Below are 25,299 nucleotides of genomic sequence, written 5' to 3' on the forward strand. Positions count from 1 at the left end.
ATCAGGCCCACGACTCTTGCCGATTCTGAAAGAATTCAGCGGATTATGCCGGGCCGGCTGAAGGATCGGAACCTCTCCGTGGCACAGCATTTGACCGACTATAAATGAGGAGCGCGATGGACGAGGGCCGGGGAATTCTCTAAAGTCAGGCACATTGGAGTGGCACCGGGGATGGGACACGCTGGAAACCTCTGGGGAGAAGTCCTTTCGACGGAGAGCGGAATCGGCCGGCGACTCCGGGTCCTTGCGGGGATCGGATTGGTGTGCGGCGTCTCTCCTCTGCTCGTCCTTACCCTGATCGGGATCTACCAGATCCACTATGAGCACTGGACGGTCGGGGTGCTCGTCCTGACATCCGTTGCGATGGGTGCCGTTGCCGGGCTCATCGTCATTCTCATCCGGATCGAGCAGCGCAGACTTTCCGATATCCTCCGCAGCCTTCATGTGGGCACCTGGGAATGGGATGTGGCAACAGGTGTAACGCGGTTCGATGACCGGTGGGCAGCGATCGTGGGATATTCGCTGGAGGAACTCGAACCGATCACCATCAAGACCTGGGAGGCGCTGACACACCCTGAGGATCTTGCACGTTCCGGAGAAGCACTCCGCAGGCATTTTGCAGGTGAGACCACGCACTACGACTGCGAGGTCCGCATGCGACACAAGGACGGCAACTGGATCTGGGTCCATGACCGCGGGAGGGTGATGCGTCGGTCGCCCTCCGGACAGCCTTTGCTCATGGCCGGGGCCCACGAGGACATCACCGCACGGAAGACGTCGCAGGAGGAGGCCCGCCGGGCAGTGGAACGCCGGCAGCGTGAAGCTGAAGTCGTGGCCCGCATGGCAACCGGCTCAGCGCATCTCGCCGGCGATCTCTCATCACTCGCTTCCACCCTCACGGAGTCCGCCGCCGCAGCGATCACGGTCGAGCGGGTGGGGATCTGGCTCTTCGAGGACGGCGGCACGCGGCTCGTGAACATGGATACGTACGACGCCTCGACCAGAACGCACACGTCCGGTGACACCCTGAGCGAAGCAGAGTTCCGCAACGAGTTCGCGGCGCTGAAGGATGTGCAGTACGTGGACGCGCATGATGCCCTCTCCGACCCCCGGACCGCGGGATATGTTGAAGGATACCTCAAACCGCACAGCATCACTTCCATGCTCGACGCGGTCATCCGGCATGGCGGCGTGACCCTCGGCAAACTCTGTTTCGAACATGTCCGGACCTCCCATCATTGGGAGTCCGATGAGACCGCATTCGCGTGCCAGCTTGCCGACCAGATCGCGATGGCGATCCTCAATACCGAGCACAAGCGTGCCGAGCACGCATTGAGCATGAGCGAGGCCATGCTCAGAACGCTGGTCGATTCCCTCCCGGACTACATCTGGCTGAAGGACCGCGACGGGGTCTATCTGCTGTGCAACACGATGTTCGAACATTTCTTCGGCGCGCCGCAGGAGCAGATCATCGGCAAGACCGACTACGACTTCGTGCCGAAGGACCTCGCCGATTTCTTCCGGGAGAACGACCGGCTTGCGATGGAAGCCAACCGCCCGAGCCGTAACGAGGAGGTCGTCACGCTCGCGACAAGCGGCCAGCAGGTCTTCCTTGAAACCATCAAGACACCGATGCACGACGCCAAGCGCCGCCTGATAGGGGTTCTGGGCATCGGCCGCGACATCACCCTGCGAAAAGCGACACAGGAGAACCTGACGCGCTCGAATGAGGAATTGCAGGCCGCTCGCAACGAAGCAGAGCAGCAGGCCCGGCAACTCGAGAAACAGGCGATGGAACTCGACGCTGCGCGGGAGGACGCGCTCAAGGCATCGCGTCTGAAATCGGAATTCCTCGCTACCATGAGCCACGAGATACGCACGCCCATGAATGGCGTCATCGGCATGGCGGAGTTGTTGCTGGACACGTCCCTCACACGGGAGCAGCGCGACCTTGCCGACACGATCAGGTATTCCGCCGATGTACTCCTCGGCATCATCAACGATATCCTGGATTTCTCGAAGATCGAGGCCGGACGGGTGGACCTTGAGGAGACCGATTTCGCCCTGCAGACCACGCTCGACGAGACCCTCTCGCTCTTCGCCCACCGTGCGCATGAGAAATCGCTCGAGTTATCCGGACTCGTGGACAACAGCGTCCCGACCACCGTGTGTGGTGACCCCGGGCGTTTCCGCCAGGTTCTGATGAACCTCATCGGCAATGCCATCAAGTTCACGCCCTCCGGCGAGATCTCCGTTCGCATGGGCGTGGTGCGGGAGACGCACGCGGACGTCACGATCCGATGCGAGGTGGCAGATACAGGGATCGGCATCCCCGAGGGTACCCGTACTCGGTTGTTCCAGCCGTTCACGCAGGCGGATGGCTCCACCACACGGAAGTTCGGAGGCACAGGACTTGGCCTCGCCATTTCCCGGCGGCTCGTCGAGCTCATGGGAGGGACCGTCGGCGTGGAGAGCGCGCCCGGCCGCGGCAGCACCTTCTGGTTCACCGTGATCTTCAGAAAGCGCGCAGGATCGGCAACGCCTCCGGACCCGCTCCTCCAGGGTATCCGGGTGCTCATCGCGGACGAGGCCGTTCGCAACCGCGAGGCGCTTCAGAGCATGCTACGCTCCTGGGGCATTGCCGGAGACGTGGTTCATGCAGCTGATGATGCATGGGCGATGATCCGCGCAGCCCGCGAGCGGATGATCCCGTACGATATCCTGCTTGCCAACAGCGACATCACCGGGTTCGATCCTGCGACGGTGAAGCGCGAACTCGAACACAATGGTACGCTGGCGTCCACCTCGCTCGTGGTCCTGGTCCCCCACGGTTCACGTTTGTGCATCGATGTGATCGGGAAGAGCCGCGCCGTTTGCCTCCCCAAGCCGGTCCGGAAGGCCGACCTGCATGCGACATTGCTGGAGGTGGTCCAGGCCCGGCGGTCGCCTGCCTGCACCCCCACCCCCTGTCCAACGGCAAGGGAAGCCACTGTCGTCGCCGAGCAGAAGGCCTTCCAGGGAGTCAGGGTGCTCGTGGTCGAGGACAACCCCGTGAATCAGAAGGTCGCCGTCAAGATGTTGCAGACCCTGGGTTGTGTCCCTGATGTTGCGGGCGATGGCCGTGAAGCCCTCGGTGCGATCGCCGTGGGGACCTATGCGGTGGTCTTCATGGATTGCCAGATGCCGGAGATGGATGGTTTCGAAGCGACTGCCGAGATCCGCAAGCGCGAAGGAAACAGCACCAGGACCATGATCGTCGCGATGACCGCGAACGCTCTTGAGGGGGATCGTGATCGATGCATCACGGCGGGTATGGACGACTACCTCGCAAAGCCCGTCACGCGCGATGGCATGAGGCGGATGCTCGAGAAATGGGTGAAGGTCGAAGTTGCGTGAAGACCGAACAAAGTTGACTTGCGGTGCCTTCGGACGTATCTTCATTCAGAAAGGCATCCACGCAATGACCTCAGTTCTGAAATGCATCCTTCTAGCATGCCTGGCATGGCCCCAGGCATCACCCGGAGGTACCACCTACCGGGTCGGTCCAGCACGCCCCTATCAGTCGCTCCAGGCAGTCGCGGGCCTGCTGGCGGGCGGGGACACGGTTCTCGTGGACGGCGACACCACCTATCCAGGAGGCGTTGTGTTTTCGCAACCGGGCACGACGACTGCTCCCATCCTCATCCGGGGGGTCAGAATCAACGGAAGACGTCCGGTCATCACCGGCGGGACGAACGGCATTGCATTTACCACAGGATCCACAGCCGCCGACCACTACATCTTCGAGAGCTTTGAAGTGCGCGATGCGACATTCCGTGGCGTATACCATCAGGCCGGCGATCTCACGCTCCGGGACCTCGTTGTTCATCATTGTAACAACGGACTGATGGGTGCGGACAACGGTTCGGGTTCTCTCCTGCTCGAATACTCCGAGTTCTACGCGAACGGCGCGGGCACATCAGCACACCAGGTCTACATGGCCACTGACGAGATCGCTCATCCGGGGAGCATCTTTCGCATGCAGCATTGCTATGTGCATGACGGAACCGGCGGGAACAACATCAAATCCCGTTCGGAGCGGAATGAGATCTACTACAACTGGATCGAAGGCGCTGTGTATCATGAACTCGAACTCATCGGTCCCGACCCTGCCGGAAACGTTCCCGCCGGACTGAAACGCGAAGATTCGGATATCGTGGGTAACGTCCTGCGCAAGAGAGTCACCACCACGGGCAGCGCGGGGACGTTCTTTGTGACCCGATTCGGAGGGGATGGCACCGGCGAGAGTAAAGGACGGTACAGAGTCGTGAACAACACGGTCATCACCGGCACGAGTGCTGCGTTCCGCCTGTTTGATGGATTGGAATCGGTAGAAATGCATAACAACGTGTTCTCCAGCAACGCAGGTGCGGCCGCACCGATAGTCCGCACGGCGGAGGCCGGTTGGACCGCGGGGGAACAGATCTCCGGACAGAACAACTGGGTTCAGAGTGTTCTTACTACGATCCCGTCCGGGTGGACCGGCACGATCGCGGGAAGCGATCCGGGATTCCGCAATCCCGCGGCAGGAGATTTCTCCCCGGCCAATGGGAGTCCACTGATCAATACGGGCACGTCCGCTCCATCGACCTCCCCGGCATTTCCCTTCCCCTTGCCCCTCTTCCCTCCGGGGTATCATCCTCCCGTACATGTGCCCCTCGCCCCGGGTGGCGCAGAAACACGGTCATTCGCCGGACTGCCCGACATCGGTGCTTTCGAATATCATCCGGCCACGGAGGTCAGGCCTGAGAATGGGGGGCCCGGCTTCCGTCTGGATCAAAACTACCCCAATCCTTTCAACCCTGCAACGATGATCCGGTTCAGAGTGTCCACGGTATCCTTCGTCAGACTTGTCGTCTACAACGCACTTGGCCAACATGTGCGAACACTTCTGGATCGTGCCATGGAGCCGGGAGAGCATTCGTTTCACTTGGATGCGGCCGGGCTTCCGACCGGAATGTACTACTACAGACTGAACGCGGGGTCATTCACGGAAACAAAGAGGCTGGTGTTGATGAGGTAAGAGCAGGTACGCCACGCGGGTGCGCCAGGATCGGTCCTTAGCCGCCCGGGTGGCGTGTTGAAGGAGAAGCGCGGTGGGTAGCACACCCCCGCGCGCTACGGGGCATTCGGATTGTATGTGTTATACGCTACCATCTCTCCCAACTCCTTCCGGACCTTCGGCCGGACCGGATATCCGTCGGAAGGATAGCCGACCGTCACAAGCAGTCCGATCCGGGTGCCGCGCGGGATCCCGAGGAGCTTCTTGACCTTCTTCTCGTTGAACCACCCTATCATGCAGGTGCCCAGGCCAAGTTCGGTGGCCTGTAAACAGAGATGCTCCGCGGCGATGCCGATGTCGATCAACTGATACTCCCGGTCCTTGAGCCACCCGCCGATCTGGGTGATGGTCCGCGTCCGCTCGATGGTCAGCACAGCAATGACCGGCGCTTGCGGGACGAATCGATTGAAGGAGATCGCCGGACTGAACGTCGCCTGCGCGATCTCCCCGCGAAGCGTCGGCTCGTCCACCATGATCAACTTCCAGGGCTGCGCGTTGCTTGCGGAAGGAGCAAGCCGCACTGCCTCCACCAGCAGGTCCAGTTCTCCCTTCTCTACCGGCCGGTCGGCATAACTGCGGACACTCTGACGCTCCTTGAGGAGTTGCACGAAATCCATCGCAGCCTCACTTCTTTGCCGGTGTGAACGCGAGATCCTGGAAATCGAAACTGAAGTCCGTCTCGCCCGACACCGGCTTCATCTTCACGCGCTCGATCGTTCCATCGGGCGCAAGCGTGAACATCACGAACGCATCGGCGCGGAGTTCCGGATCCGACCAGCGGGCGATGAAACTGCCATACTGCCAGTATTCCAACGCTCCCTGGAGCGCTGGTGTGTGCTTCATGCTGATCTGCAGCTTCCCCGCCTGGAGGGAGATCGCCATCTCACCGTACCAGGGGTCGGTGTATGTGCCAACATACCGCTCGAGCGGAAGCGGCGGGATGGCGGCGCTGTCCGCCCTGACCATACGCTTCCGGTCGGCCGCAGCCTGGATCGAATCCCGCCGCGCGTTGACACGTTTGTACGCTGCGGGCCAATCCGTGTATGGCTGCTTGAGGAAGTGGTCAAGGATGAGGTACGTAAGCGATTCGAATGCAGCACCTGATTCCTGGTTCGTGAGCACCGCGATCCCGAGTTTCAGTTTCGGGACCATCGTCACGCGCGAGACATACCCCGGGAGGCCACCGGTATGCGTGAGCAACTTCACCCCGCGAAGATCGCGGACCTGGATCCCGAGCGCATACCCGTTGAATTCAGGCTTGAGAGCGGCGAGTTCCGGTGCTGGTTCGCCGATGCCCAGGGGCGTGACGATACCCCAGAGTTGTCTGGTGGTGCGCGGCGAGAAGAGAGGCGATCCGCCGGCGACGCGCCCGGAATCCATTTGGGTGATCAGCCACTTCGCCATATCCACCGCATTGGCATTGATGCCACCGGCGGGATTCGTGTTGTCGCTGTCGAAGGACTTCACCGGTTGAACCGTACCGTTGATAGGTGCATGTGGCGTGGCGATGTTCTTTGCCTGCCCGGGATCGCCATGGCGCACCGTGCTCTCCAGCATCCCGACCGGCTTGAGGATGCGGGACGTCACGAAGTCTTCCCATGTAAGCCCGCTCACGGCCTGGATCAGTTCCCCGGCCACAAGGTACAGCACGTTGTCGTAGGCATAGGCGCTGCGGAAGCTCGTGCTGAGCGGGATGAAGCGCAGGCGGCGTGCGATCTCATTCCGCGTGTACGTCGATGGCGGCCACCAGAGCAGGTCGCCGGCCCCGAGGCCGAGTCCACTGCGATGAACGAGCAGGTCGCGGACCGTCAGCTCGCGTGTGACATACGGATCGGAAAGCTGGAACCAGGGCAGGTAGCGGACGACCGGGGCATCCCATTCGATCTTCCCCTCTTCCACCAGGAGGGCGAGTGCCGTTGCGGTGAAGAGTTTCGTATTGGACGCGATCCCGAACAGCGTATGGGCATCGACCTTCTCGGGTTTCCCGACGGTCTTGATGCCGTATCCCTTCGCGAGGACGACCTTGCCGTCCTTCACGATCGCCAGGGAGATGCCGGGGACATCGAAAGTGCTCCGGACGGCCTCAACGTAGGCATCGATATCCGGCGTTTGCTGTGAGGATGCACCGGCGTTGACACCAATACTCAGTGCGATGGCATAGACGACGCGACGGAGGGTCATTGCATTGCTCCAGGTAAGATGGGTCGAAGGACTCAAGAGTCTATGGAATGAATGTACGGAAGTATCAGATATTCCACCAGAACGTCATCTTTCCAATAAGGACCGTCGACGGCGGAGACGCGAACAGGTCGGCCACATCCCGGCCCCACGACGCATAGTAGTTGTCCGATCCGGCAAGGCGCGCCTGCGAGAGGACCAGGTACAGCGTGCTCCCCGGCATATACTCCCACCGGAAGACAAGGTTCATGTTGAATTCCTGCCCCGCGAAATCTCCCGCCACGGTTCCCATGAACGGGCCAAAGATCGAAGCGGTCTGCAACACGCGGGGATTCCGGTACCGGCCTTTCGCTGTGAACATCTGTGCGTACAACTGCAGCGTCATATCGCGGTGGAAGGTAACGGACCCACGCACCGTGGCACTGATCGCCCGCGTGTCCCGGTCGGCAAAGATGCTGCGCGATCCCTGCCCGAGATCCTCGTTCGTCATCCACGCTTCCTGGTCATTGATGATGTCCCCTTCCCCGCTGATCTCCCAGGAGGTCCACGATGCCGGCCGGAATTCCAGTTCCGTTTCGAATGCATAGCCGCGCTTCCCGTGGCGGTCCCACGAGTGCCGCAACTCGGCGGAGACCACGACATCCTTGCGGTAGTCGGAACTTGCCGACAGCTCCGCAAACCCGGACAACGGCCGCTCGTAGAGGCCATTCCCGCGGGTTTCCCGGTCATCGTACCTGCCGGCATCCAACCCTGCCGAGAACCCGAATTCTTCGAACCCGGTGAGCAGCACGCTGCTCTCGAGTTGTACACTGCGGTTGATCCCGGCGCCGTCAAAATTGCGACGCTCGTGGAGCATCCCTCTGAACGAATACCGGCGCACGACGGCTGCGGGCTTCTCTTCCTTATAGGTCAACGTCCCGAACGCACCGTAGTCATTCGGCCGGCGGAAAAAGCCCATGTCATTGATCTGATATTGCTTCGTCGTGATATCCGCACTGATGCTCCACAGCCAGTGTTCCGCCGCGGTACGCGAGAGTTCTATGTTCCCGGCGATCCCGCCCAACCGGTTCCCCTCATGGTTCCCGACAAGCGACCCGGCCAGGAATCCCGTGAGGCCATGGCTCCGGTCGGCATCGAACAGATGCCAATCAAGTCCGCCGGTGAATGACGGCAGTTGCGTTCTCCGCGCCATCGCGGTTGCGATCACCCCAATGGATGACCCATCAAGAACATCCTGCCTCAGGCGGATCAGTGAGTAGCTCGCTTCATTTTCCACCTGACGCTCGAATTCTTGTCCGCCCCTTTCCACGACCGCGAACTCCCGGTCGGTGACGGCCTGCAGGACCCCGACGGACAGGCCGCCGGAGGTCTTGCCTGCGACCTTCACTGCACCGATGATCGTGGATGCCTGCGGAGCCCGCACCAGGCGTTCTCCGCTCTCCAGCGGCACTCGATCATCGCCCAGCGCGCGACCTATGCGCCGCGAGTAGAACAATCCGGGGCCGGCGCCATCGCCGCCGAATGTGGAGAACCGGAAGATCTGCATGCCTTCAATGAAGAACGGACGGCGTTCCGGATAGAACGACTCGAACGTGGAGAGATTGAGCACTGCCGGATCGGCTTCCACCTGTCCGAAGTCCGGATTGATCGTCGCATCCAGCACAAAGTTGTTCGAGAGCCCGACCTTCAGATCAAGACCGCCGTTGCCCCGCAACGTGGAACCGGCTGCGGCACCATTCGCCGGCCGCCATTCCTGCCGGAGGAGTCCGAAAGGCATGATCTCGATGCGGCGGGGCCTGGGAAGATCGACAAGGCCTTCCAGGTGTCCGAACCGGGAGACGAGCCCCTGCACGGACTTGGGGGTCCATGACCATCGCGAGTCTTCCTGGGTACGGAACACCGACCGTAAGAAGTTGATGCCCCACGTCTGCTCCACCCCATCAGGGACGTCGGGATACCGGAGGATACTGAAGGGCACGCGCAACTCAGCGGTCCATCCGAGCGAGTCGATCCTGGTCTCCACCTGCCAGACGGGGTCCCACGAATTGTCCTCGTACTGGCCATCGCGGTATTGAAGGATATCCACGCGCACGCCGGCAGGATTGAAGGTCAGTTCGTAGGCATTCTGGTGATCATGGAAGGTATCCATGCGCACCGAACCTCTGTCGGTATCCTCTTCATCATCGCGGCGCGCAAGCCGTGAGGTGATCTTCGCGGGTTCGGGATCGTGATACCGGCAACCGAAATACAGCGCATCATCGTCGTAAAGCACGCGGACCTCGGATGCGGCCGACGCCGGCGCCCCATCGAGTGGATCGCGCTGAAGGAAACCCGTCGCCGGACGTGCCAGCTGCCACACGGCATCGTTCAGAACACCGTCCATCCGCGGTGCCGTCTTCACACGGACAGCGCGGACGACGGGGACGTCCTGCGCCAGCATGAGAGAGCTTGAGGCACCCAGGAGGACAAGGACGACAGAGGGCAGAAGGGAAAAGCGGACCACAGGCATGCAGGAATCCGATATGTGTCGTGCGAAGGATCTCAGAGCGCGCCGCATCCTGGTCACGCGGGCAGAACGCCAGGAGGGGCCGTGGACAATATACATCGGGAGGGTATGGTGTTCAAGGGAAGAGAAGCGGCAATCCGGCAGAGAGTCTCCCGGCCAGCAAAATGTGTGGGGGTGCCGCAGGCAGCCCCCCACACCGTGACAGGGTCACTGCGGAGTCGTTGGACTGTGCAATTCCGCGGCTTTGGCGCCGAACAGGTCGTGCGGCATGGAACCGAAATTGTCATTCACAACGTAGACAACTCCAACGGCATACGCGATGAACCCGGCCAGGACCAGCGCCTGTTTCCACGAGGTCTTCTGAATGTCCTGCTTCGCCTTCACATCGCACACCTCACCGGGGCAGTACTGCGCTTTCTCCTTGTAGATCCAGGGATAGACCATGCAACCGAGGCAGATGCCGAAGGCGGATTCGAAGAACAGGAAGATCAGACAGACCAGGCAGATGAGGCCGGAAATGATGCTGTACGTGTTCATGAGCACCATGAGCACGAACATCGTTGCCGCGAGGATGACGCCGATCGCCCACGCGAATTTCTTCTGCTGTGCACCGACATACTCGGGGACCTGGTTGCGGACGATCAGCCGGCCGAGGATGAGTGTGGGCGCAAACTTCGGGTTGATGAAGACACGGATCAGAAAATCTGTCAGGAACAGCGTGATGACGTACTTGATCGGCAGGAACTGCAGATCGAACATGATGAACATCAGCGAGAGGAACGTCGCCAGGAACAGGATCCCCGCCGCCGCACGCACTTCACGTTCATTCACCACCGGGATGGTGTAGCCTTCGACCCGCTCACCGAATTGGAAGCCACTGCTCACATGCACCTCCGTTGTTGGATGTAGTTACCTTGGACACTGCAACTGCATGGGGCGGTGCATGCACCGCGCACTCCGGGGGGGGCGATGACCGGATGCCGCGCAGGCGGGAGGCAATAACACCGCCCCTATACAACCTTTTGATACGCCATGCCCCGCAACAGGGCGACACGCTTCGCGATGGGCGGATGCGTAGCAAAGAGGTCCGCCGCCACGCCTTCCCGTTCATTCGCCGGACGGCCGAGCGGGTCTGCGATGCAGAGATGCGCCGTCCCTTTCTTGATCGCACGCGTAGGTTCAACCGCCTTATCGATCTTCTCCAGCGCCGACGCAAGGGCGAGCGGGTTGCGGGTAAGCTCCGCCGCGGAGGCATCGGCAAGGTATTCGCGCTGACGCGAGACCGCCATCGCCAGGAGCTGCGATATGATCGGGGCAAGGATGAGCGCCACGATCCACACGACCATCAGTATCCCGAGTCCACCACCGGAGTCCTTCCCGCTCTTCTTCCCTCCGCTCCTCACGCCGCCAAAGCGCATCATGCGTGTACCGAACTCGCTCAGCAGCAGGACCGTCCCGATGAGCGCCGCAACGACCGTCATGAGGCGGATGTCGAGATTCCGGATGTGCCCCATCTCATGCGCGACCACCGCCTGCAGTTCCTCACGGTTCAAGCGCTCGACGAGGCCTTCCGTGACGGCGATCGCCGCACGCTCCGGCTTCAGCCCGGTGGCGAAGGCGTTGGGATCCGGATCGGGGATGATATAGATCTTCGGCCGCGTGAGGCCCGACGCGATCGCCATCTCATCCACGACGTTCACGAGCTGGCGGTACTTCGGATCGTTCTCGTCCACCGGAACGGCGGTGGAGGATGCGAGAACTGCGGTGTCGCCACCGGCAGCGCTCCGCGCTGCACCGATGCCGCCCAATCCGACGGCGGCGATCGTCGCGACCGGAAGCGAAAAGAGGCCCATGCCTTCATCGGCCCCGGGCGAGTACCCGAGCACGAACATGTCCAGGCCGAGTCCCAGGAGTCCCACAAAGAGAATGAACCCGCCAAGGACCACGACGGTCAAACGCCTGTTCTGTGCCTGCTGCTCGTAGATGTTCTTTGGCAAGGAAGCCATCGGCCGTTCGCTACTTGTTCAGCGAAAGGTCGACGTTCGGCACCGCACGCTCCGCAGCGTCGGTCACCTGGAAGAGCTCCGCCGGCTTGAACCCGAACATGTTCGCAATGATGTTCACCGGGAACACCTGCGTGGTGATGTTGTACTTCGTAGCGATGTCGTTGTAGAACTGACGTGCGAAGCCGATCTTGTTCTCCGTGCTGGAGAGTTCTTCCTGGAGCTGCATCACGTTCTCGTTCGACTTCAGCGTCGGATACGCCTCGGCCAGTGCGAACAGTTTTCCCAGGGCACCGGTGAGCGCGCTTTCCTTTGCTGCCGCATCGGCGACTCCTGTTGCCGTCGTGGCCGCATTGCGTGCCTGAATGACCTTCTCCAGCGTGTCCTGCTCGAACTTCATGAACCCCTTCACCGTGTTGACCAGGTTGGGAATGAGGTCATGCCGGCGCTTGAGCTGCACGTCGATCTGCTTCCAGCCGTTCTCGACCTGCGCCCGTAGCGTGACGAGGCTGTTGTATTTCGAGATCACCCAGACGATGATCAACACCACAGCACCGAGTAGCACAAGAAGGATCATGGAAGACTCCAAAGATGTGGAAAAGGGCCCGATCCGGCCCAGAATCGCCACTGTCATGCAGCGCGGGTCAATCACACGAGCATACGAGTGACGGGGGTAAATGTTACCTACAATATTCAATACCGCTTCTTCAATGTCAAATCATGAGGGTTGTCAGAAAATATGCAAGATCAGGGTATGAGTAGAAACGGCCACAATAGAGCAGGGGAGATCGGCTTGTCGTCAACCGTACTCCCTCGCCAGCACTTCCCCATGAGGCGAGAGCATGAGAACCGATCGAGGTTTCCGGATCCCGGGGCTTGACATGAGTGCGCCATTGGCGTATATTCCCGGTCGTCGAGACACCGGTTTCCCCCCGGGGGCTCGGGGGGCCCCCCGCGCGCGGGGGCCGGGCCGGGCCCCCGCCCCCGGGGCCCCGGGGGGGCCGGGGGGGGGCCCCCCGGGGGGGGGGGGGGGGGGGGGGGGGGGGGGGGGGGGGGGGGGGGGGGGGGGGGGGGGGGGGGGGCCGGCCCCCACCCCCCGGGGCCTGGGAGGATGATCATTCTGATGGTCTTTGCCTTCAGAAAGAACGAACGGAGCGACCTTTCGAAGGGTCAACTGAAAGTGTTAGCGGCTGTGGCCGCACAGGAGTTACCATGAAAATCAGCACCCACGATGAGCTTCTGAAGAGTATCAGGCAGGGCGGCAAGATCCTGAAGGGCAAAAAGGATCCAACGCGTGCTTTTCAGATCCAGTATCCCGACGTGGCAGCGATCAGGCAACATTTAGGGCTCACCCAACGGCAGTTCGCATCCCTCCTCGGGATCAGCCCGTCCACGTTGCGCAATTGGGAACAGGGCAGGCGGAGGCCGGAAGGCGCTGCACGGGTGCTCTTGTGCGTGGCTGCACGGTACCCCCACGCCGTGCTCGAGACTGTTCAGTACTGAAACGTGAAATCGCTGCCTGGCTTCTCCGCTCAGTTGCCCCGCCAGGGGGCCATCGCCTTCCGCACCTCCTCGGCAAGCCATTCGGCGGTCCGCAACTCGGACACGGTCTGCATGGGCGTCAGGCTCTTCCCTCCTTTGAGCGTCAGCGTCACCGAACAGTTGCCATGCCTCCCCTGCTTCCCATCTCCCCTGACACCGATCCGTTCGACACTCTCGCACGGGACACGTTTCCCCCACATCTTGCCGAACAGGATGTTACGGACACTGACGTGGCCGTCCTCAACGACGATGCGGCTTTCGCCGTAGACGCCGAAGACCCCCAGCCCGGCAACGACCACGCCGATCGCACCGAAGATGAGCGCGAAAAAGCCGGGGCCGCTGAAGTAGATGATCAGTCCCGTGATCCCAATGAAGATCAGGAACACCATGGCAGCGCCGAACGATCCTGCACTGTTGCCGTTCGCCTTGATGATGAACTCCGTTCCTCCTGCTGCACCCGGGACCACCGTGATACCGGTTGTGTCCGGTGACGTGGCCAGGGGCGGATGGGCAGCGACCTCTTCGGAGCGAAGCGACTCTTCCGTGATCTGAGCGGAGGAGCTGTCCGTCTTGAAGACGGGGACTTCGAACTCTGCGGCGAAATCGACGCCTGGCACATCCGCGCCGGCGGTCAGTTTCCACACATGCTTGTTGTTCGGATCACGCTCATCGGTCGGCTGTGCATCGTACGGCGTCCGGAACCGCACCGTGATGCGTTGCGGCATCCCCTGCGAGAACGGCATGGCATGCTGGATGGCCTGCTCCGTTTGCCAGAGCACCGTCTCATGGGTCGACGTGTTCTTACCCGACTTCACACGGCGGACATGAACACAGGCGAGTCGGACGTTGAATGCCTGTGCATGTGCCACGCCCTGTGGCAGGACGATCGTCCCCGCCACTTCCCCGCCGAGCACACCCGGCATCCGGTCGAGCACGAACTCCGAATCCCCGAACTTCACCCTTTGAACCGTCTTGCGAATGGCGGCGATCAGAAGCCCCACGCCAACCAGTGGGAAGAGGAAGCCAAGCAGTGCAGGGTAGTTCCCTTCACTGATCTCAGCGGGGAGGAACACGGCCAGGGGGGCGCTGATGAGGTTCCAGAGGATCGCGAAGCCCCAGAGGAACCAGGCCATGCTACTGGCATTGCTGGAAACCTTCCCGGAAGCCCAGTCCTCTCTCCACATCCATGGTTCACGCGGATGCGCCGCACGAAGTGCATCGGTCCGCTCTTTCGCCCGAAAACTCGCGGAAGCAATGAGGAAGACACCGATCCCGAATCCGAAAAAGACCAGACCTGCGAGCAGCAAGATCCAGGCCTGGGAGGTGTCCTCATCTTCGAATTGGACAAGGGAAGCGTACCCGATGCCCAGGCCGACGGCGCAAAACACCAGGGTGAAGACGTAGACGAGGATCTTTTCCAGGCTCACCGATGTCCCCATGGGAGAGTAGAAGGTGCGGAGTTGCGCCAAGATAGGCGGGAGTGAGCAGAAAGTCAAATTTTGCTGGATGAGTATCCCGGCGACAAAGTAAGAGAAGAATCTCCTTGACACAGTCGACCTGATAGTTTATATTATGACTGATTAGTCATTCCATGGAACTATTGGTCATCAGAACAACTTAATGGTCATATGAGCGAACACCCGACACAGGAAACCCTCTCCAGAAAAGAACGCGAAAAGCGCGCGCGCCAACAGGATATCCTGAAGGCCGCCCGCGAGCTCATCGCAACGAAGGGGTTCAGGGACACCACCCTCGACGAGATCGCCCAGAAGGCCGAGTTCGGTAAGGGGACCCTCTATAATTACTTCGCCAGCAAAGAGGATATCTTCCACGCCATCATCGATCAGGCGATCGAAATTCGATCGCCACGGCGCGTGAGTGTTCGGCCGGGCCCGGCGACCTCCGCACAAGACTCACGGCGTATGCCCGGGCAAGCATGCTCTACATCCGCGACAACGGGGAGCTTCTCCACGCGATCTTCCTCGAACTCCACGGTGGCCGAAAGTCCGACACTTCGCGTTTGAAAGAGATCGTTCGCCGCTCGCGGACCGCGACCGACATCGTCGGCGCTCTGATCCAGAAAGAAATGGAAGCCGGCACCATACGGCAGGGCGACCCGGCGGACTTCATCACGATGCTGGATGATATGATCCGGGGGTTCGCCAGCAAACGCATCTTCCTGCACGGCGAACTCGGCCCTGACGAAGTCGACCGCCAGGCCAGTCTCATTGTTTCCGTACTCCTTGATGGCATCACCGTTCGACACAGCAAAGGATAATCTCATGCATGCTCACTCACCGACGCTTGCCGGCGCGATCGCCAGAAGTGTCGTTCTTCTTCTTATGATCGTGAGCGCCACCGGCGCGCACGCGCAGACCGGCACTTCGCCTATGGTCCTGACCCTCGACAGGGCGCTCGAGATCGCGGCGAAGCAGAACCGCGACATCCAGGTGGCCGACCAGGACCGCCTCAAGGCGGACGCCCAGATCACCGAAGCGCGGTCCGGGGCATTCCCCCAACTGAATGTGTCGGGTGTCTACACCAGGAACATCAAGAACGCCGTGATGTTCGTGCCGCCCAACAGCCTCATCAACCCGACCGACAAGACGATGACGATCGAGTTCGGTTCGGCCAATGCCTACGCGGCGTCGGCCACACTCAACCAGCCGTTGTTCAATTTCCGGGTCGGCACGGCCCTGGACATCGCGACCACGTACGCCGAGTACGCTGACCGCGGCTATCAGGTCACCGAAGAGAATGTCGCGCTGCAGACGAAGAAGGCATTCTACACCGTCCTCCTCGCCCGCGAGCTCGTCCGTGCCAATCGCGAAGGATTGGATGTCGTCAGGGCGAACCTCGAGAACCTGCGCGCGCAGTACAACAAAGGGACCGCGGCAGAATTCGATCTGCTGCGTGCCGAAGTGCAGGTAGCGAATACCGAGCCCCTCTCCATCGCCGCGGAGAATGGCCTGCTGCTCGCCAAGAACAACCTGAAGAACGTCCTGGCTCTCCCTCTCGATCAGGATATCGATGTGCAGGGAGAGCTGGCCTATCAGGACATTCAGCCCGACGTGCTCGAGTCCCGCCGGCGCGAGGCCGTCGCCACCAACGCCAGCATCGCACAGCTCGCTCTTCAGGAGTCGCTGCTGCAGAAGAACATCAGCGTGGAGCGTGCGGGGCACTACCCCACGCTCGACCTGACCGGGGCATATATGTGGCAATCGCAGGACAACTCCTTCATCTTCAAAGACTATCTCTGGGCGAACTCATTCAATGTCGGACTCAAGCTCTCCATCCCGATCTTCGATGGGTTCCGGACCAGCTCGCGGACCGAACAGGCGATCGTTGATCATCAGAAGATCGTCACCCTGCGCCAGAAGGCCGAAGAGGGACTCCGTCTCCAGATCCAGTCCCTCGAACTGCGCATGGCCGAGGCCCGCAAACGGATCGACGGGCAGGTCAAGTCTCTCGGTCAGGCCCAGAAAGCAGTGCACATCGCCCAGACCCGCTTCACCAGCGGCGTGGGGACGCAATTGGAGCTCATGGACACGCAGGTAGCCATGACGCGCACACAAACGAATTATGCCCAGGGCATCTACGACTACCTCGTCGCACGGGCCGAATGGGAGAATGCTGTCGGGCGCCAGCGTTGACACGCTGCGCATGATCCACACGCGAATGAGAATAATCAGGAGAACCAGACTCGTGAACACCACTTTTCAGATCATTGCCGGCCGCACCGCGGCCATCGCCGGCCTCGTGATGCTTGTGCTGCTGGCCGGTTGCGGGACCCATGAAAACGAAGCGGCACAGGGCGACGTTGACCGCGCGAAGATCGCCGTTCCCATCGATGTTGCGGTCGTCAGCACCGGTGCACTCTCCGTGGAGCGCACCTACTCTGCCACCCTCGAGGGACAGGAACAGGCGAACATCGTTCCGAAGATCTCGGAACGCGTGGCAAAGGTGCATGTCCAGGTCGGGGCCGCGGTACCCGCGGAGCGGCTGATCGTCACGCTCGACAAAGCCGGGGCTTCATCGCAATTCTATCAGGCCGAGGCCAGCTTCCGGAATGCCGAGAAGTCGCTGGAACGGATGAAGTCCCTGTATGCCGAAGGCGCGGTGTCGCTCCAAACGCTGGATGGTGTCCAGACCCAACATGATGTCGCCAGAGCGAACTACGTCGCAGCGCGCAGCATGGTGGAGCTCACCACACCCATCGGCGGCGTGATCACCGCCGTGAACGTCAATATCGGCGATCTCACCTCTCCCGGAGTTCCCATTGCCACGGTCGCCCAGATCGGCCGGATGAAGGCGATCTTCAATCTGAATGAATCCGATGTCGCCTCACTGGCCATCGGTCAGAAGGTGTCGATCTCCTCGGAGGCGCGCCCGGATCTGAGCGTGCAGGGGACCATTCTGCAGATCTCCCGCTCCGCCGATGTCCGTTCCCGCTCGTTCGAAGTGAAGGCGATGTTCACGAACACCCCGGACCGGTGGTTCCGTCCCGGAATGTTCGCCAGGATCCGCACCCGGATCGGGTCCGGCACCGGAGCCCTCATCGTGCCCAGCGTGGCGGTTCAGACGGACGGCATCACCAGCAAGGTCTTCGTGGTGAACAATGGACGGGCGTATCAGCGCCTCGTCGAGACGGGCATGACCGACGGAGAGCGGACCGTGGTCCTGCGAGGCCTCTCCCCCGCCGATTCCGTGGCAACGGTCGGCGTCAACAACGTACGCGACAGCAGCTATGTCATCGTGTCGCAGCAGACCGGTGCGCGCTGACCGGATCTCCACCGAACAATCAGGTAGATACCCATGAAGCTTGCCGATGTTTCCATAGAACGCCCGGTCTTCGCCACGATGATGATCTTCGCGCTGGTGGTGCTGGGACTGTTCTCATATATCAAACTGAACATCGATCAGTTCCCGGACGTTGACATTCCGTACGTCACCGCCACCACCGTGCTCCCCGGAGCGGGTCCGGAACAGATCGAGACCGAGGTCACCAAGAAGATCGAGGACGCGGTCAACACCGTTGCCGGCGTGGACCATATCTCTTCCGTCTCCCAGGAAGGGGTCTCGATCGTCGTCGTCCAGTTCAAGCTGGAAGTGAACGGCCAGCAGGGCGCTCAGGATGTGCGCGAGAAGATCGCGGCGATCCGCGGCGACCTGCCAACGGATATCGAAGACCCGATCATCCAGCGGCTGGACCCTGCGAGCACGCCGATCTTCATGCTGACCCTGTCCGGCGAACGGACGCCCAAGGAGATCACGACGTTCACGAAGAATGTGGTGAAGAAACGCCTTGAGAACGTGCCGGGCGTGGGGCGTGTGGACCTCGTCGGCGGCGCCGAGCGCGAGATCCAGATCATCGTGGATGCCGCCCGGATGCAGGCATACAACCTGTCGATCCAGGACGTCATCCAGGCGGTGGGTGCGGCAAACGTCGAGATCCCTGCCGGAAATCTGGACCAGGGCAGCAGGCAGATCCTTCTCCGCACCATGGGCAAGTATACCAGCGTCAGGGATTTCGCGTCGGTCATCGTGGCGACCCCCGGAGGGAAGGTCGTCCATCTCTCCGAGGTCGCAACGGTGGAAGACGGCGTCAAAGAGCAGGAAAGTCTTTCGCGGCTGAACGGCAGACAGGCCGTGGGCCTCAGCATCCTGCGGCAGTCCGGCAGCAATACCGTCCGCGTCGCCGAAGCGATCCAGAAGCAGATCAACGCGATCCAGAACGAACTCCCCGCCGACCTGCACCTGACCGTGGCACGCGACAACAGCACGTTCATCCGCGACTCGGTCCGCGATGTGCTCTTCGACATCGTGTATGGAGGCCTGCTGGCCGTGATCGTGGTCTATCTGTTCCTTGCGAACATGCGTTCGACCCTCATCAGCGCCATCGCGCTGCCGACCTCGATCATCGCGAGTTTCATCATCATGTTCGCGCTGGGCTTTACGCTCAACACCATGACGTTGCTGGCGCTCTCGCTGGCCGTCGGCCTGCTGATCGATGACGCGATCGTGGTCATCGAGAACATCTACCGCCACATGCAGGATGGCGAATCGCCCATCGAGGCGGCCAAGGCCGCCACCGCCGAGATCGGCCTTGCCGTCATGGCCACAACGTTCACGATCGTTGCCGTGTTCGTCCCGGTGGCATTCATGCCCGGGATCGTCGGGCGGTTCTTCTACGAATTCGGCATCACGGTATCCGTGTCGGTCCTCGTCTCGCTGTTCGTGGCCTTCACGCTCACCCCGATGCTCTCATCGAAGTGGCTGAAGGAAGAGGATGAGGAACTCACCAACGAGGGCAATCTCCTCCGCCGCGGACTCTACTGGTTCAATCATATGTTCACGGTCCTGAGCGCCAAATACCGGAGTGCGATCCAGTGGTCGCTCGGACACCGGATGACCGTCATCGTGGGCTCGCTCCTGATCTTCCTGTCGAGTTTCTTCGTCATGGGCTTCCTGGGAACGGCATTCTTCCCGAGCATGGACCAGAGCGAGTACAACGTCATCGTCACCGCCGCACCGGGAAGCTCCATTGAAGAGACCAGCCGGTTGTGCGCAGCAGCAGAGGATGTTCTGCGGAAACGTCCGGAGGTCATCTCCACGCTGACCACCATCGGCACCGGCAGCGATCCGGTGACCAAAGGCACCATCCTTGTCAAGACCGTCAAGAAGGCGGAACGCAGCAAGACCCTCGATCAGCTCATGGAAGAGGCGCGGCAGGAGATCGTCAGGATCCCCGGAGCGAACTTCGGACTCATGCCCACGGGCGGGATGGGTGGCAACCAGAAGCAGGCCATCCTCAGCGTTCGCGGCGAGAACCTCGCCACGCTCCAGACCATCGCCAGCCAGGTGGAGTACATGTTCCGCACGACACCCGGCGCGGCGGACGTGGAGAACAGCCTCGAGACGTCGAAGCCCGAGGTGCGGGTGGTCATCGATCGTGAAAAGGCATCGGACCTCGGGATCAATGTGGGCCTGATCGCTTCGACTGCGCGCGCCATGGTCGATGGCTACGTCGCGTCGAAGTACCAGGAAGGCGAAGAACAGTACGATATCCGTGTCCGGCTCAAGAAATCCGACCGGTCGTCCCTGGAGAACGTGCGCGCATTGTCGATCAAGAGCAACAAGGATGCGGGGAACGGCCAGAAGGTCCTGATCCCGCTCGGATCGGTCGCAGAGATCACACCGGCTTCGGGGCCGTCCCGCATCAACCGGTACGACCGTCAGCGTGAGATCCGTATCGACGCCAACCTGTCCGGCGCGCTGCTTGGCGAGGTGCTCGGCGAGATGCAGAAACGCATCAAGACCATCACCCTCCCTGCCGGTTACTCCATCGGGATCGTCGGCATGGGCGAGATGCAGTCGGAATCATTCGCCAACATCCTGCTGGCACTCGGACTGGCCATCATCTTCGTCTACATCGTGCTTGCCGCGCAGTTCGAGAGCTTCAAATATCCATTCGCCATCATGCTTGCACTCCCGATGTCCCTCATCGGCGCGGTCTTTGCGCTCCTCCTGTTCGGTGGATCCCTCTCCGTGATGTCCATGATCGGCATCATCATGCTCATGGGGCTCGTGACCAAGAACGGGATCCTGCTCGTGGACTTCACCAACGTGCTCCGCGACCGGGGACACGAGCGTGCCGAAGCGCTGGTGATGGCCGGGTCCACCCGGCTCCGTCCGATCCTTATGACCACGCTCGCGATGGTGTTCGGCATGGTGCCCGTGGCATTCGCGTTCGGAGAAGGAAGCGAGTTCCGCTCGCCCATGGGTCAGGCGGTGATCGGTGGGCTCATCACATCGACGCTGCTGACGCTCTTCGTCGTTCCGGTGGTGTATTCGGTACTCGACGACTTCACGGTTGCCGGGTTCATCCGGAAGATCACCCGTGTCACCCCCGGCATCAAGAAGGAGACACAGCCATGAAGATCGTATTCACGGTATGCAACGACGTCTACGCCCCGCGGCTGATGGATCTCCTCGGCAAGCTGGGGATCGACTACTACACCCGGTGGGACCAGGTGACCGGCAAGGGGCCTGGGACCGAGCCCCATCTCGGAACCCGGAGCTTTCCGGGCCACAATGCGGTGCTCATGATCGCCATCCGCGAGGAGGACGTTCTGGAGAAGCTGGTCGGTGGGATCGAGGAGGTCAACGCACAGATCCATCGTGCGGATGACAAGATCCGCCTGTTCCAGGTGCCGTTGGAAAGGATCGTGTAGCAGAGCGGCAGGGTACGTCAGAAGGAATACCGGATCCCGGCACGAAAGCGCCAGCGGGAAAGGAGCGGATCCGGTTCAAGAGGGGTCGTTCTGGGCGCCCACCGGAACAGCGGACGTCCGATCTGATCCTGCTTGAAGAACTGCAGCACGGACACTCTCTGGTACGGCACCGACTGCACAAGCCCCCATGAGGGATTGAGCAGATTCAGGGCATTCATCAGTTCGGCATGGATCTCAAGATGATGGTCTCCCCCGACAGGAATTGTCTGGGCGAGACGGAGGTCGAGCTGATGGACCCAGGGGGTGCGCGCACCGTTGCGTTCCGCGGTCTGACCACCATGTGTGGAAAGATACTCATCATGAGCAATGAAGGAGAAGAACTGATTGTACGCCACATCACCGGGGGGGATCAGCTCACTATCGGCCCGGACGAACAGCACCTCCGCTTGTCGCTCCGGAATATAGAACAGGTCATTCAGAGATTCTCCATCCCCGTTCATATCTCCATCGTACACATATGAATACGGGATACCGGAAGCTCCGGTATACAGGAGACCGAAAGTGGTCACGTATCCCGCGATCCATTCCTGCCGGAGTGAGAACGCCAGAGCGATCCGATGTGTCCGGTCGAACGCCGAGTAGTTCAGCACGGGTTCATTCGGTGTATGGGCGGGATTGTAGCGCCACTGATCGTATGCGTTGTCCCACGTGCCGCTGTTGAGGTCCTCGGTAGATCCGAAGCTATACGCAAGGCTCGCGAAGACCCCTTCCGGGCCGGGCCGGCGCTGGATCTGTGCCGTCGCAAACGTTGCCGATCCGCTCGTGCCATTGCTCATATACATGACGTCGGTGAATCGATCGTCGTTCCGTGAGTACACCCATCTGGCTTCTGACAGACTCTGCCCGTAGACCGGCCGTGTATCGCCGCTGCGGTCCCAGTAATTGATCTGAGGGTTCGTTCTGCCCGATTGCCTGAGGTTGATGTTCTGAAAGACAACCCCGCGCAATGTCCGGGAGTACACACCTTCAAGGGAAAGTTCCAGATCCCAGGGGAGAACGAGATCCAGCGCAACGGTCCACCGCACTTCCTGCGGAAGAACAAAGTCCTTGCTTAACACCACGACTTCAGCGGTTTCGCGCAGAAGAGAATCGGTTGCCGGCACCGGCTGCCGTGCCGCGTCGGATCCGAACGCCGGCGGATGAGCCGATTCTTTGATGTGGACATAGTCGAGGCCCGTATTGTCATAGAGATTCCCGATCCAGGAATACGGGATCTTGCCGGTGAACAGTCCCACTCCCCCCCGCACCTGGACCGATCGGTCCTCCTTCGGAAAGACGCTTATGCCGATCCGGGGAGAGATCATGGGCCGGGCACGTGGCACGGAGGACGTGGAAAGATCATAGCCCAGAGGAAGGAACGCTTCCCGGACCGCGCTGTTCTCCCGCGGATGATCCGGGAAGACCGGGAGGTCCACACGTACGCCACCCGTCAATGAGACCTTTGGCGAGATCCGCCACTCATCCTGCAGTAAAGCTCCGAACTGAAGTGCATGCCACGCGTTCCCCTCTCCTGCCGACCCTGAGCGTGGATAGCGATACTCGTATTCAGCCGGCTCACCTCGCGTAAAAGCCGCCATCGAAGGGAAGGTGTACCGTCCCCAGCCCGAAGAGAAGAGCCGGCTCCGGAACCAATGGAGCTCTCCCTGCAGTCCTGCTGTCAGCAGATGCCCGCCGCTGCTGAGGCTTACCGTATTGTGGATCTCCAGATGGTCCTGCGATAGCTGCTGTCCGGCCCCTCCGACCTCGCTCCCCACCGTGAGGTGATTCCACCAACCGCGGCGATCCGTGACAATGACATCGACGAACGGAAAGGCCGTTCCGCGGGGTTCCGACGTGAACCGTCGTGATGTGAAGCCGATGAGAAGTTCGTTCGAGAGTGCCGATCCGAACAGGCTGTTGAGTTCGGCGATCACGGAATGCATCGTGGAACTGTTCTGCGCCAGCGTCCCTTCCGCGAATACTGTCGAGCCCTGCGGCGGCCTGTCGGAGCGGGAGGTGGCGAAGTTATACCGCACGCTGAGTTGCTGTCCGCGACGGAGAGCGATGTCGAACCGGCCGAAGAAATTCCCTGACACCCGGTTCAACGAGACGATGTCCATCCTGCCCGGATCGAATGCATATTTACTGGCGAGCGTATCGTACAACTGCGAAACCATGATCTCCGGAAAGCTGTACGTCGAACCCTGCGTCAGCGGCGCGCCGAATCTCCGTTCGATCGGAACCCGCATCGACGACACCTGCCCGGTGGCAAAGAAGAACGCTTGTGACTCTACGATCGGTCCGCCGATGCGAAAGCCAGCACTGCCGTCGGCAAAACCGCGATAGTCTCTCCTGCCATCATCGGGGTTTCTCCCGATCAACCATCCTCCTGCTCCGTCGATGTGGGCCGATCCGGAGAGTGTGTTCGAACCGGTCCTGCTCACAGCAGCGATCGCGGCGCCCGTGAAGCCGCTCCGCCTGACGTCAAAAGGAGAGAGATCGACGCGGATCTCCTGGAGCGATTCAAGATCCAGGGGGCTTGCCTGCATCCCCCCCGGGGTATTCTCCACCCGCTGAAGGCTGAACGGATCAGTGATCCCGATCCCGTCCAGTGTCACATCGTTGTACACTCTGTTCATCCCGAGTGCGCTCCCCCCGACCATATACGGAGAGATCCGGTAGGCATCCTCAAGCGAACCGGATGGGAGCGGCAACGCTTCCAACTGGTCCCGGTCTATATGGAGAGATGCGCCCTGCGATTGCCTGCTCAGAGAGTCGGTTCGATTCCCGGTGATCACTACTTCTTCACCAGGCAGAGCGACCTGGTTGAGCACGATGCCGACATGCGTATTGTCCAGCAATCTGAGGAACAGCCCGGTGCGCACGTGGAGAGCGAACGCAATATGCGAAACCTTCAGGGTGTACGGTCCGCCAACACGCAATCCGCCAATGAAAAACTTGCCATTGTCCCCTGCCGATACGCGATACACACTATTGGTGGGAACATGGGTCAGTTCAACATGTGCGCGGGGGATCGGCGATCCATCACGGGAGAGAATGTCGCCCTGCAGCGTCGTCGAGGTAGGGGTTTGACCCCACAGTGAAGCGCAGAGCATCAGAGCGACGGCCAGCATCGCCGGAAGCCGGAAGGGGGAAGAATGACCTCTGAAGGAACGACGGGCATGGGCGTTGTGCCCTGCATGGGAGCGTCGCACTCCGGGGAGAGGTATTGTGGAAACCATTCGAGATATGCCGGGCTGGTACGACAGAATGTACGACAGGACTTCGACAATCACAACCACGCGAGATCCCGGAACAGGATCCACGTCTCTGCGGCACCGCTTTCTGCCGGTCCATCCTGCAATTCACAGAATTCACATCGACTTTCAAGCGACCCTGGCGTAACCTCCTGCAAGAGACACCAGTGACACGCACAAGAACACCGAGGATCACATCGTGTCGGCCAGGGAAACCATCGGACATTGCTGACGGCGCCATTCAGGATCCGGGGGGCTCCCCCGGTCAACGTCCAGATCGCAGGCAACTCAGCCAACGAATGAGAGGGGGGGGGTCGGGTTGCGCAGCCGTTGCCGCGGGGCGTCAGGGGATCGTTGGTGACCGAGCCTGGTACCGCATTAGCCATATGGCGGAAAATAGCGATTTTCAGATTCGCCAAGAGTGCGCGATTCTGGGATT

17 protein-coding genes are annotated in these 25,299 nt (G+C 60.9%); 9 read left to right on the top strand and 8 right to left on the bottom strand.

Annotated features, from left to right (window positions below):
* The first annotated feature begins 171 nt into the window (after window positions 1–171).
* Both IPI01_06295 and IPI01_06300 read left to right on the top strand, forming a co-directional pair.
* The gene (locus IPI01_06295) at window positions 172–3,396 is read left to right on the top strand and encodes a PAS domain S-box protein (protein MBK7257404.1); all 3,225 of its coding nucleotides are present in this window, start codon (window positions 172–174) and stop codon (window positions 3,394–3,396) included.
* A 64-nt stretch (window positions 3,397–3,460) separates the two neighbouring features.
* Complete coding sequence (locus IPI01_06300) at window positions 3,461–5,062, top strand: T9SS type A sorting domain-containing protein (protein ID MBK7257405.1); 1,602 nt, start codon at window positions 3,461–3,463, stop codon at window positions 5,060–5,062.
* 95 nt (window positions 5,063–5,157) lie between these two features.
* On the opposite strand, the gene IPI01_06305 is transcribed toward IPI01_06300, so the two are convergent.
* From IPI01_06305 to IPI01_06330, 6 genes are all read right to left on the bottom strand, one after another.
* Window positions 5,158–5,718, bottom strand: a complete 561-nt coding sequence (locus tag IPI01_06305) for a nitroreductase family protein (GenBank protein ID MBK7257406.1) — start codon at window positions 5,716–5,718, stop codon at window positions 5,158–5,160.
* Between the two features lie 7 nt (window positions 5,719–5,725).
* Window positions 5,726–7,282: a serine hydrolase gene (locus tag IPI01_06310; protein MBK7257407.1), complete on the bottom strand. Its 1,557-nt coding sequence runs from the start codon at window positions 7,280–7,282 to the stop codon at window positions 5,726–5,728.
* A 64-nt stretch (window positions 7,283–7,346) separates the two neighbouring features.
* A complete protein-coding gene (locus tag IPI01_06315; protein ID MBK7257408.1) occupies window positions 7,347–9,788 on the bottom strand; it encodes a carbohydrate binding family 9 domain-containing protein in 2,442 nt (813 codons plus the stop codon).
* Between the two features lie 204 nt (window positions 9,789–9,992).
* Entirely contained in the window at window positions 9,993–10,670 is a 678-nt protein-coding gene (locus IPI01_06320) for a DUF4395 domain-containing protein (GenBank protein ID MBK7257409.1), read from the bottom strand.
* Between the two features lie 125 nt (window positions 10,671–10,795).
* Window positions 10,796–11,791 (bottom strand): M48 family metallopeptidase, encoded by a 996-nt coding sequence (locus tag IPI01_06325; protein MBK7257410.1) that lies wholly within the window; start codon window positions 11,789–11,791, stop codon window positions 10,796–10,798.
* Between the two features lie 10 nt (window positions 11,792–11,801).
* A complete protein-coding gene (locus IPI01_06330; GenBank protein MBK7257411.1) occupies window positions 11,802–12,365 on the bottom strand; it encodes a LemA family protein in 564 nt (187 codons plus the stop codon).
* A gap of 635 nt (window positions 12,366–13,000) precedes the next feature.
* Here IPI01_06330 and IPI01_06335 point away from each other — a divergent pair.
* Complete coding sequence (locus IPI01_06335) at window positions 13,001–13,291, top strand: helix-turn-helix domain-containing protein (protein MBK7257412.1); 291 nt, start codon at window positions 13,001–13,003, stop codon at window positions 13,289–13,291.
* 29 nt (window positions 13,292–13,320) lie between these two features.
* On the opposite strand, the gene IPI01_06340 is transcribed toward IPI01_06335, so the two are convergent.
* Window positions 13,321–14,757: a hypothetical protein gene (locus IPI01_06340; GenBank protein MBK7257413.1), complete on the bottom strand. Its 1,437-nt coding sequence runs from the start codon at window positions 14,755–14,757 to the stop codon at window positions 13,321–13,323.
* Window positions 14,758–14,958: 201 nt separating this feature from the next.
* On the opposite strand from IPI01_06340, the gene IPI01_06345 reads away from it, so the two are divergent.
* Genes IPI01_06345 through IPI01_06370 form a run of 6 tightly spaced genes read left to right on the top strand, consistent with a single transcriptional unit; the run spans window position 14,959 to window position 21,564 of the window.
* Entirely contained in the window at window positions 14,959–15,354 is a 396-nt protein-coding gene (locus tag IPI01_06345) for a helix-turn-helix transcriptional regulator (GenBank protein ID MBK7257414.1), read from the top strand.
* Window positions 15,351–15,608 carry a hypothetical protein gene (locus tag IPI01_06350; protein ID MBK7257415.1) on the top strand — a complete coding sequence of 86 codons (258 nt, stop codon included), beginning with the start codon at window positions 15,351–15,353 and terminating at the stop codon, window positions 15,606–15,608. Before IPI01_06345 ends, IPI01_06350 begins: the two co-directional genes overlap by 4 nt.
* A 4-nt stretch (window positions 15,609–15,612) precedes the next feature.
* Complete coding sequence (locus IPI01_06355; GenBank protein ID MBK7257416.1) at window positions 15,613–16,983, top strand: TolC family protein; 1,371 nt, start codon at window positions 15,613–15,615, stop codon at window positions 16,981–16,983.
* A 52-nt stretch (window positions 16,984–17,035) separates the two neighbouring features.
* A complete protein-coding gene (locus IPI01_06360; protein MBK7257417.1) occupies window positions 17,036–18,112 on the top strand; it encodes an efflux RND transporter periplasmic adaptor subunit in 1,077 nt (358 codons plus the stop codon).
* Window positions 18,113–18,145: 33 nt separating this feature from the next.
* Window positions 18,146–21,268, top strand: a complete 3,123-nt coding sequence (locus IPI01_06365; GenBank protein ID MBK7257418.1) for an efflux RND transporter permease subunit — start codon at window positions 18,146–18,148, stop codon at window positions 21,266–21,268.
* Window positions 21,265–21,564, top strand: coding sequence for a hypothetical protein (locus IPI01_06370; GenBank protein MBK7257419.1), 300 nt, complete (start codon window positions 21,265–21,267; stop codon window positions 21,562–21,564). Before IPI01_06365 ends, IPI01_06370 begins: the two co-directional genes overlap by 4 nt.
* A 17-nt stretch (window positions 21,565–21,581) precedes the next feature.
* On the opposite strand, the gene IPI01_06375 is transcribed toward IPI01_06370, so the two are convergent.
* Window positions 21,582–24,737: a TonB-dependent receptor gene (locus IPI01_06375; GenBank protein MBK7257420.1), complete on the bottom strand. Its 3,156-nt coding sequence runs from the start codon at window positions 24,735–24,737 to the stop codon at window positions 21,582–21,584.
* Between the last annotated feature and the right edge of the window lie 562 nt (window positions 24,738–25,299).

Source organism: Ignavibacteriota bacterium, assembly GCA_016707525.1.
Taxonomy (GTDB): Bacteria; Bacteroidota; Ignavibacteria; order UBA10030; family UBA6906; genus JAGDMK01.

Excerpts from the sequence above, each read along its gene's own strand:
- IPI01_06335 (MBK7257412.1), top strand. The coding sequence starts at position 13,001 with ATGAAAATCAGCACCCACGATGAGCTTCTGAAGAGTATCAGGCAGGGC.
- IPI01_06345 (MBK7257414.1), top strand. The coding sequence starts at position 14,959 with ATGAGCGAACACCCGACACAGGAAACCCTCTCCAGAAAAGAACGCGAA.
- IPI01_06365 (MBK7257418.1), top strand. The coding sequence starts at position 18,146 with ATGAAGCTTGCCGATGTTTCCATAGAACGCCCGGTCTTCGCCACGATG.
- IPI01_06355 (MBK7257416.1), top strand. The coding sequence starts at position 15,613 with ATGCATGCTCACTCACCGACGCTTGCCGGCGCGATCGCCAGAAGTGTC.
- IPI01_06315 (MBK7257408.1), bottom strand. The coding sequence starts at position 9,788 with ATGCCTGTGGTCCGCTTTTCCCTTCTGCCCTCTGTCGTCCTTGTCCTC.
- IPI01_06295 (MBK7257404.1), top strand. The coding sequence starts at position 172 with ATGGGACACGCTGGAAACCTCTGGGGAGAAGTCCTTTCGACGGAGAGC.
- IPI01_06330 (MBK7257411.1), bottom strand. The coding sequence starts at position 12,365 with ATGATCCTTCTTGTGCTACTCGGTGCTGTGGTGTTGATCATCGTCTGG.
- IPI01_06375 (MBK7257420.1), bottom strand. The coding sequence starts at position 24,737 with ATGCTGGCCGTCGCTCTGATGCTCTGCGCTTCACTGTGGGGTCAAACC.
- IPI01_06325 (MBK7257410.1), bottom strand. The coding sequence starts at position 11,791 with ATGGCTTCCTTGCCAAAGAACATCTACGAGCAGCAGGCACAGAACAGG.
- IPI01_06305 (MBK7257406.1), bottom strand. The coding sequence starts at position 5,718 with ATGGATTTCGTGCAACTCCTCAAGGAGCGTCAGAGTGTCCGCAGTTAT.
- IPI01_06310 (MBK7257407.1), bottom strand. The coding sequence starts at position 7,282 with ATGACCCTCCGTCGCGTCGTCTATGCCATCGCACTGAGTATTGGTGTC.
- IPI01_06300 (MBK7257405.1), top strand. The coding sequence starts at position 3,461 with ATGACCTCAGTTCTGAAATGCATCCTTCTAGCATGCCTGGCATGGCCC.
- IPI01_06370 (MBK7257419.1), top strand. The coding sequence starts at position 21,265 with ATGAAGATCGTATTCACGGTATGCAACGACGTCTACGCCCCGCGGCTG.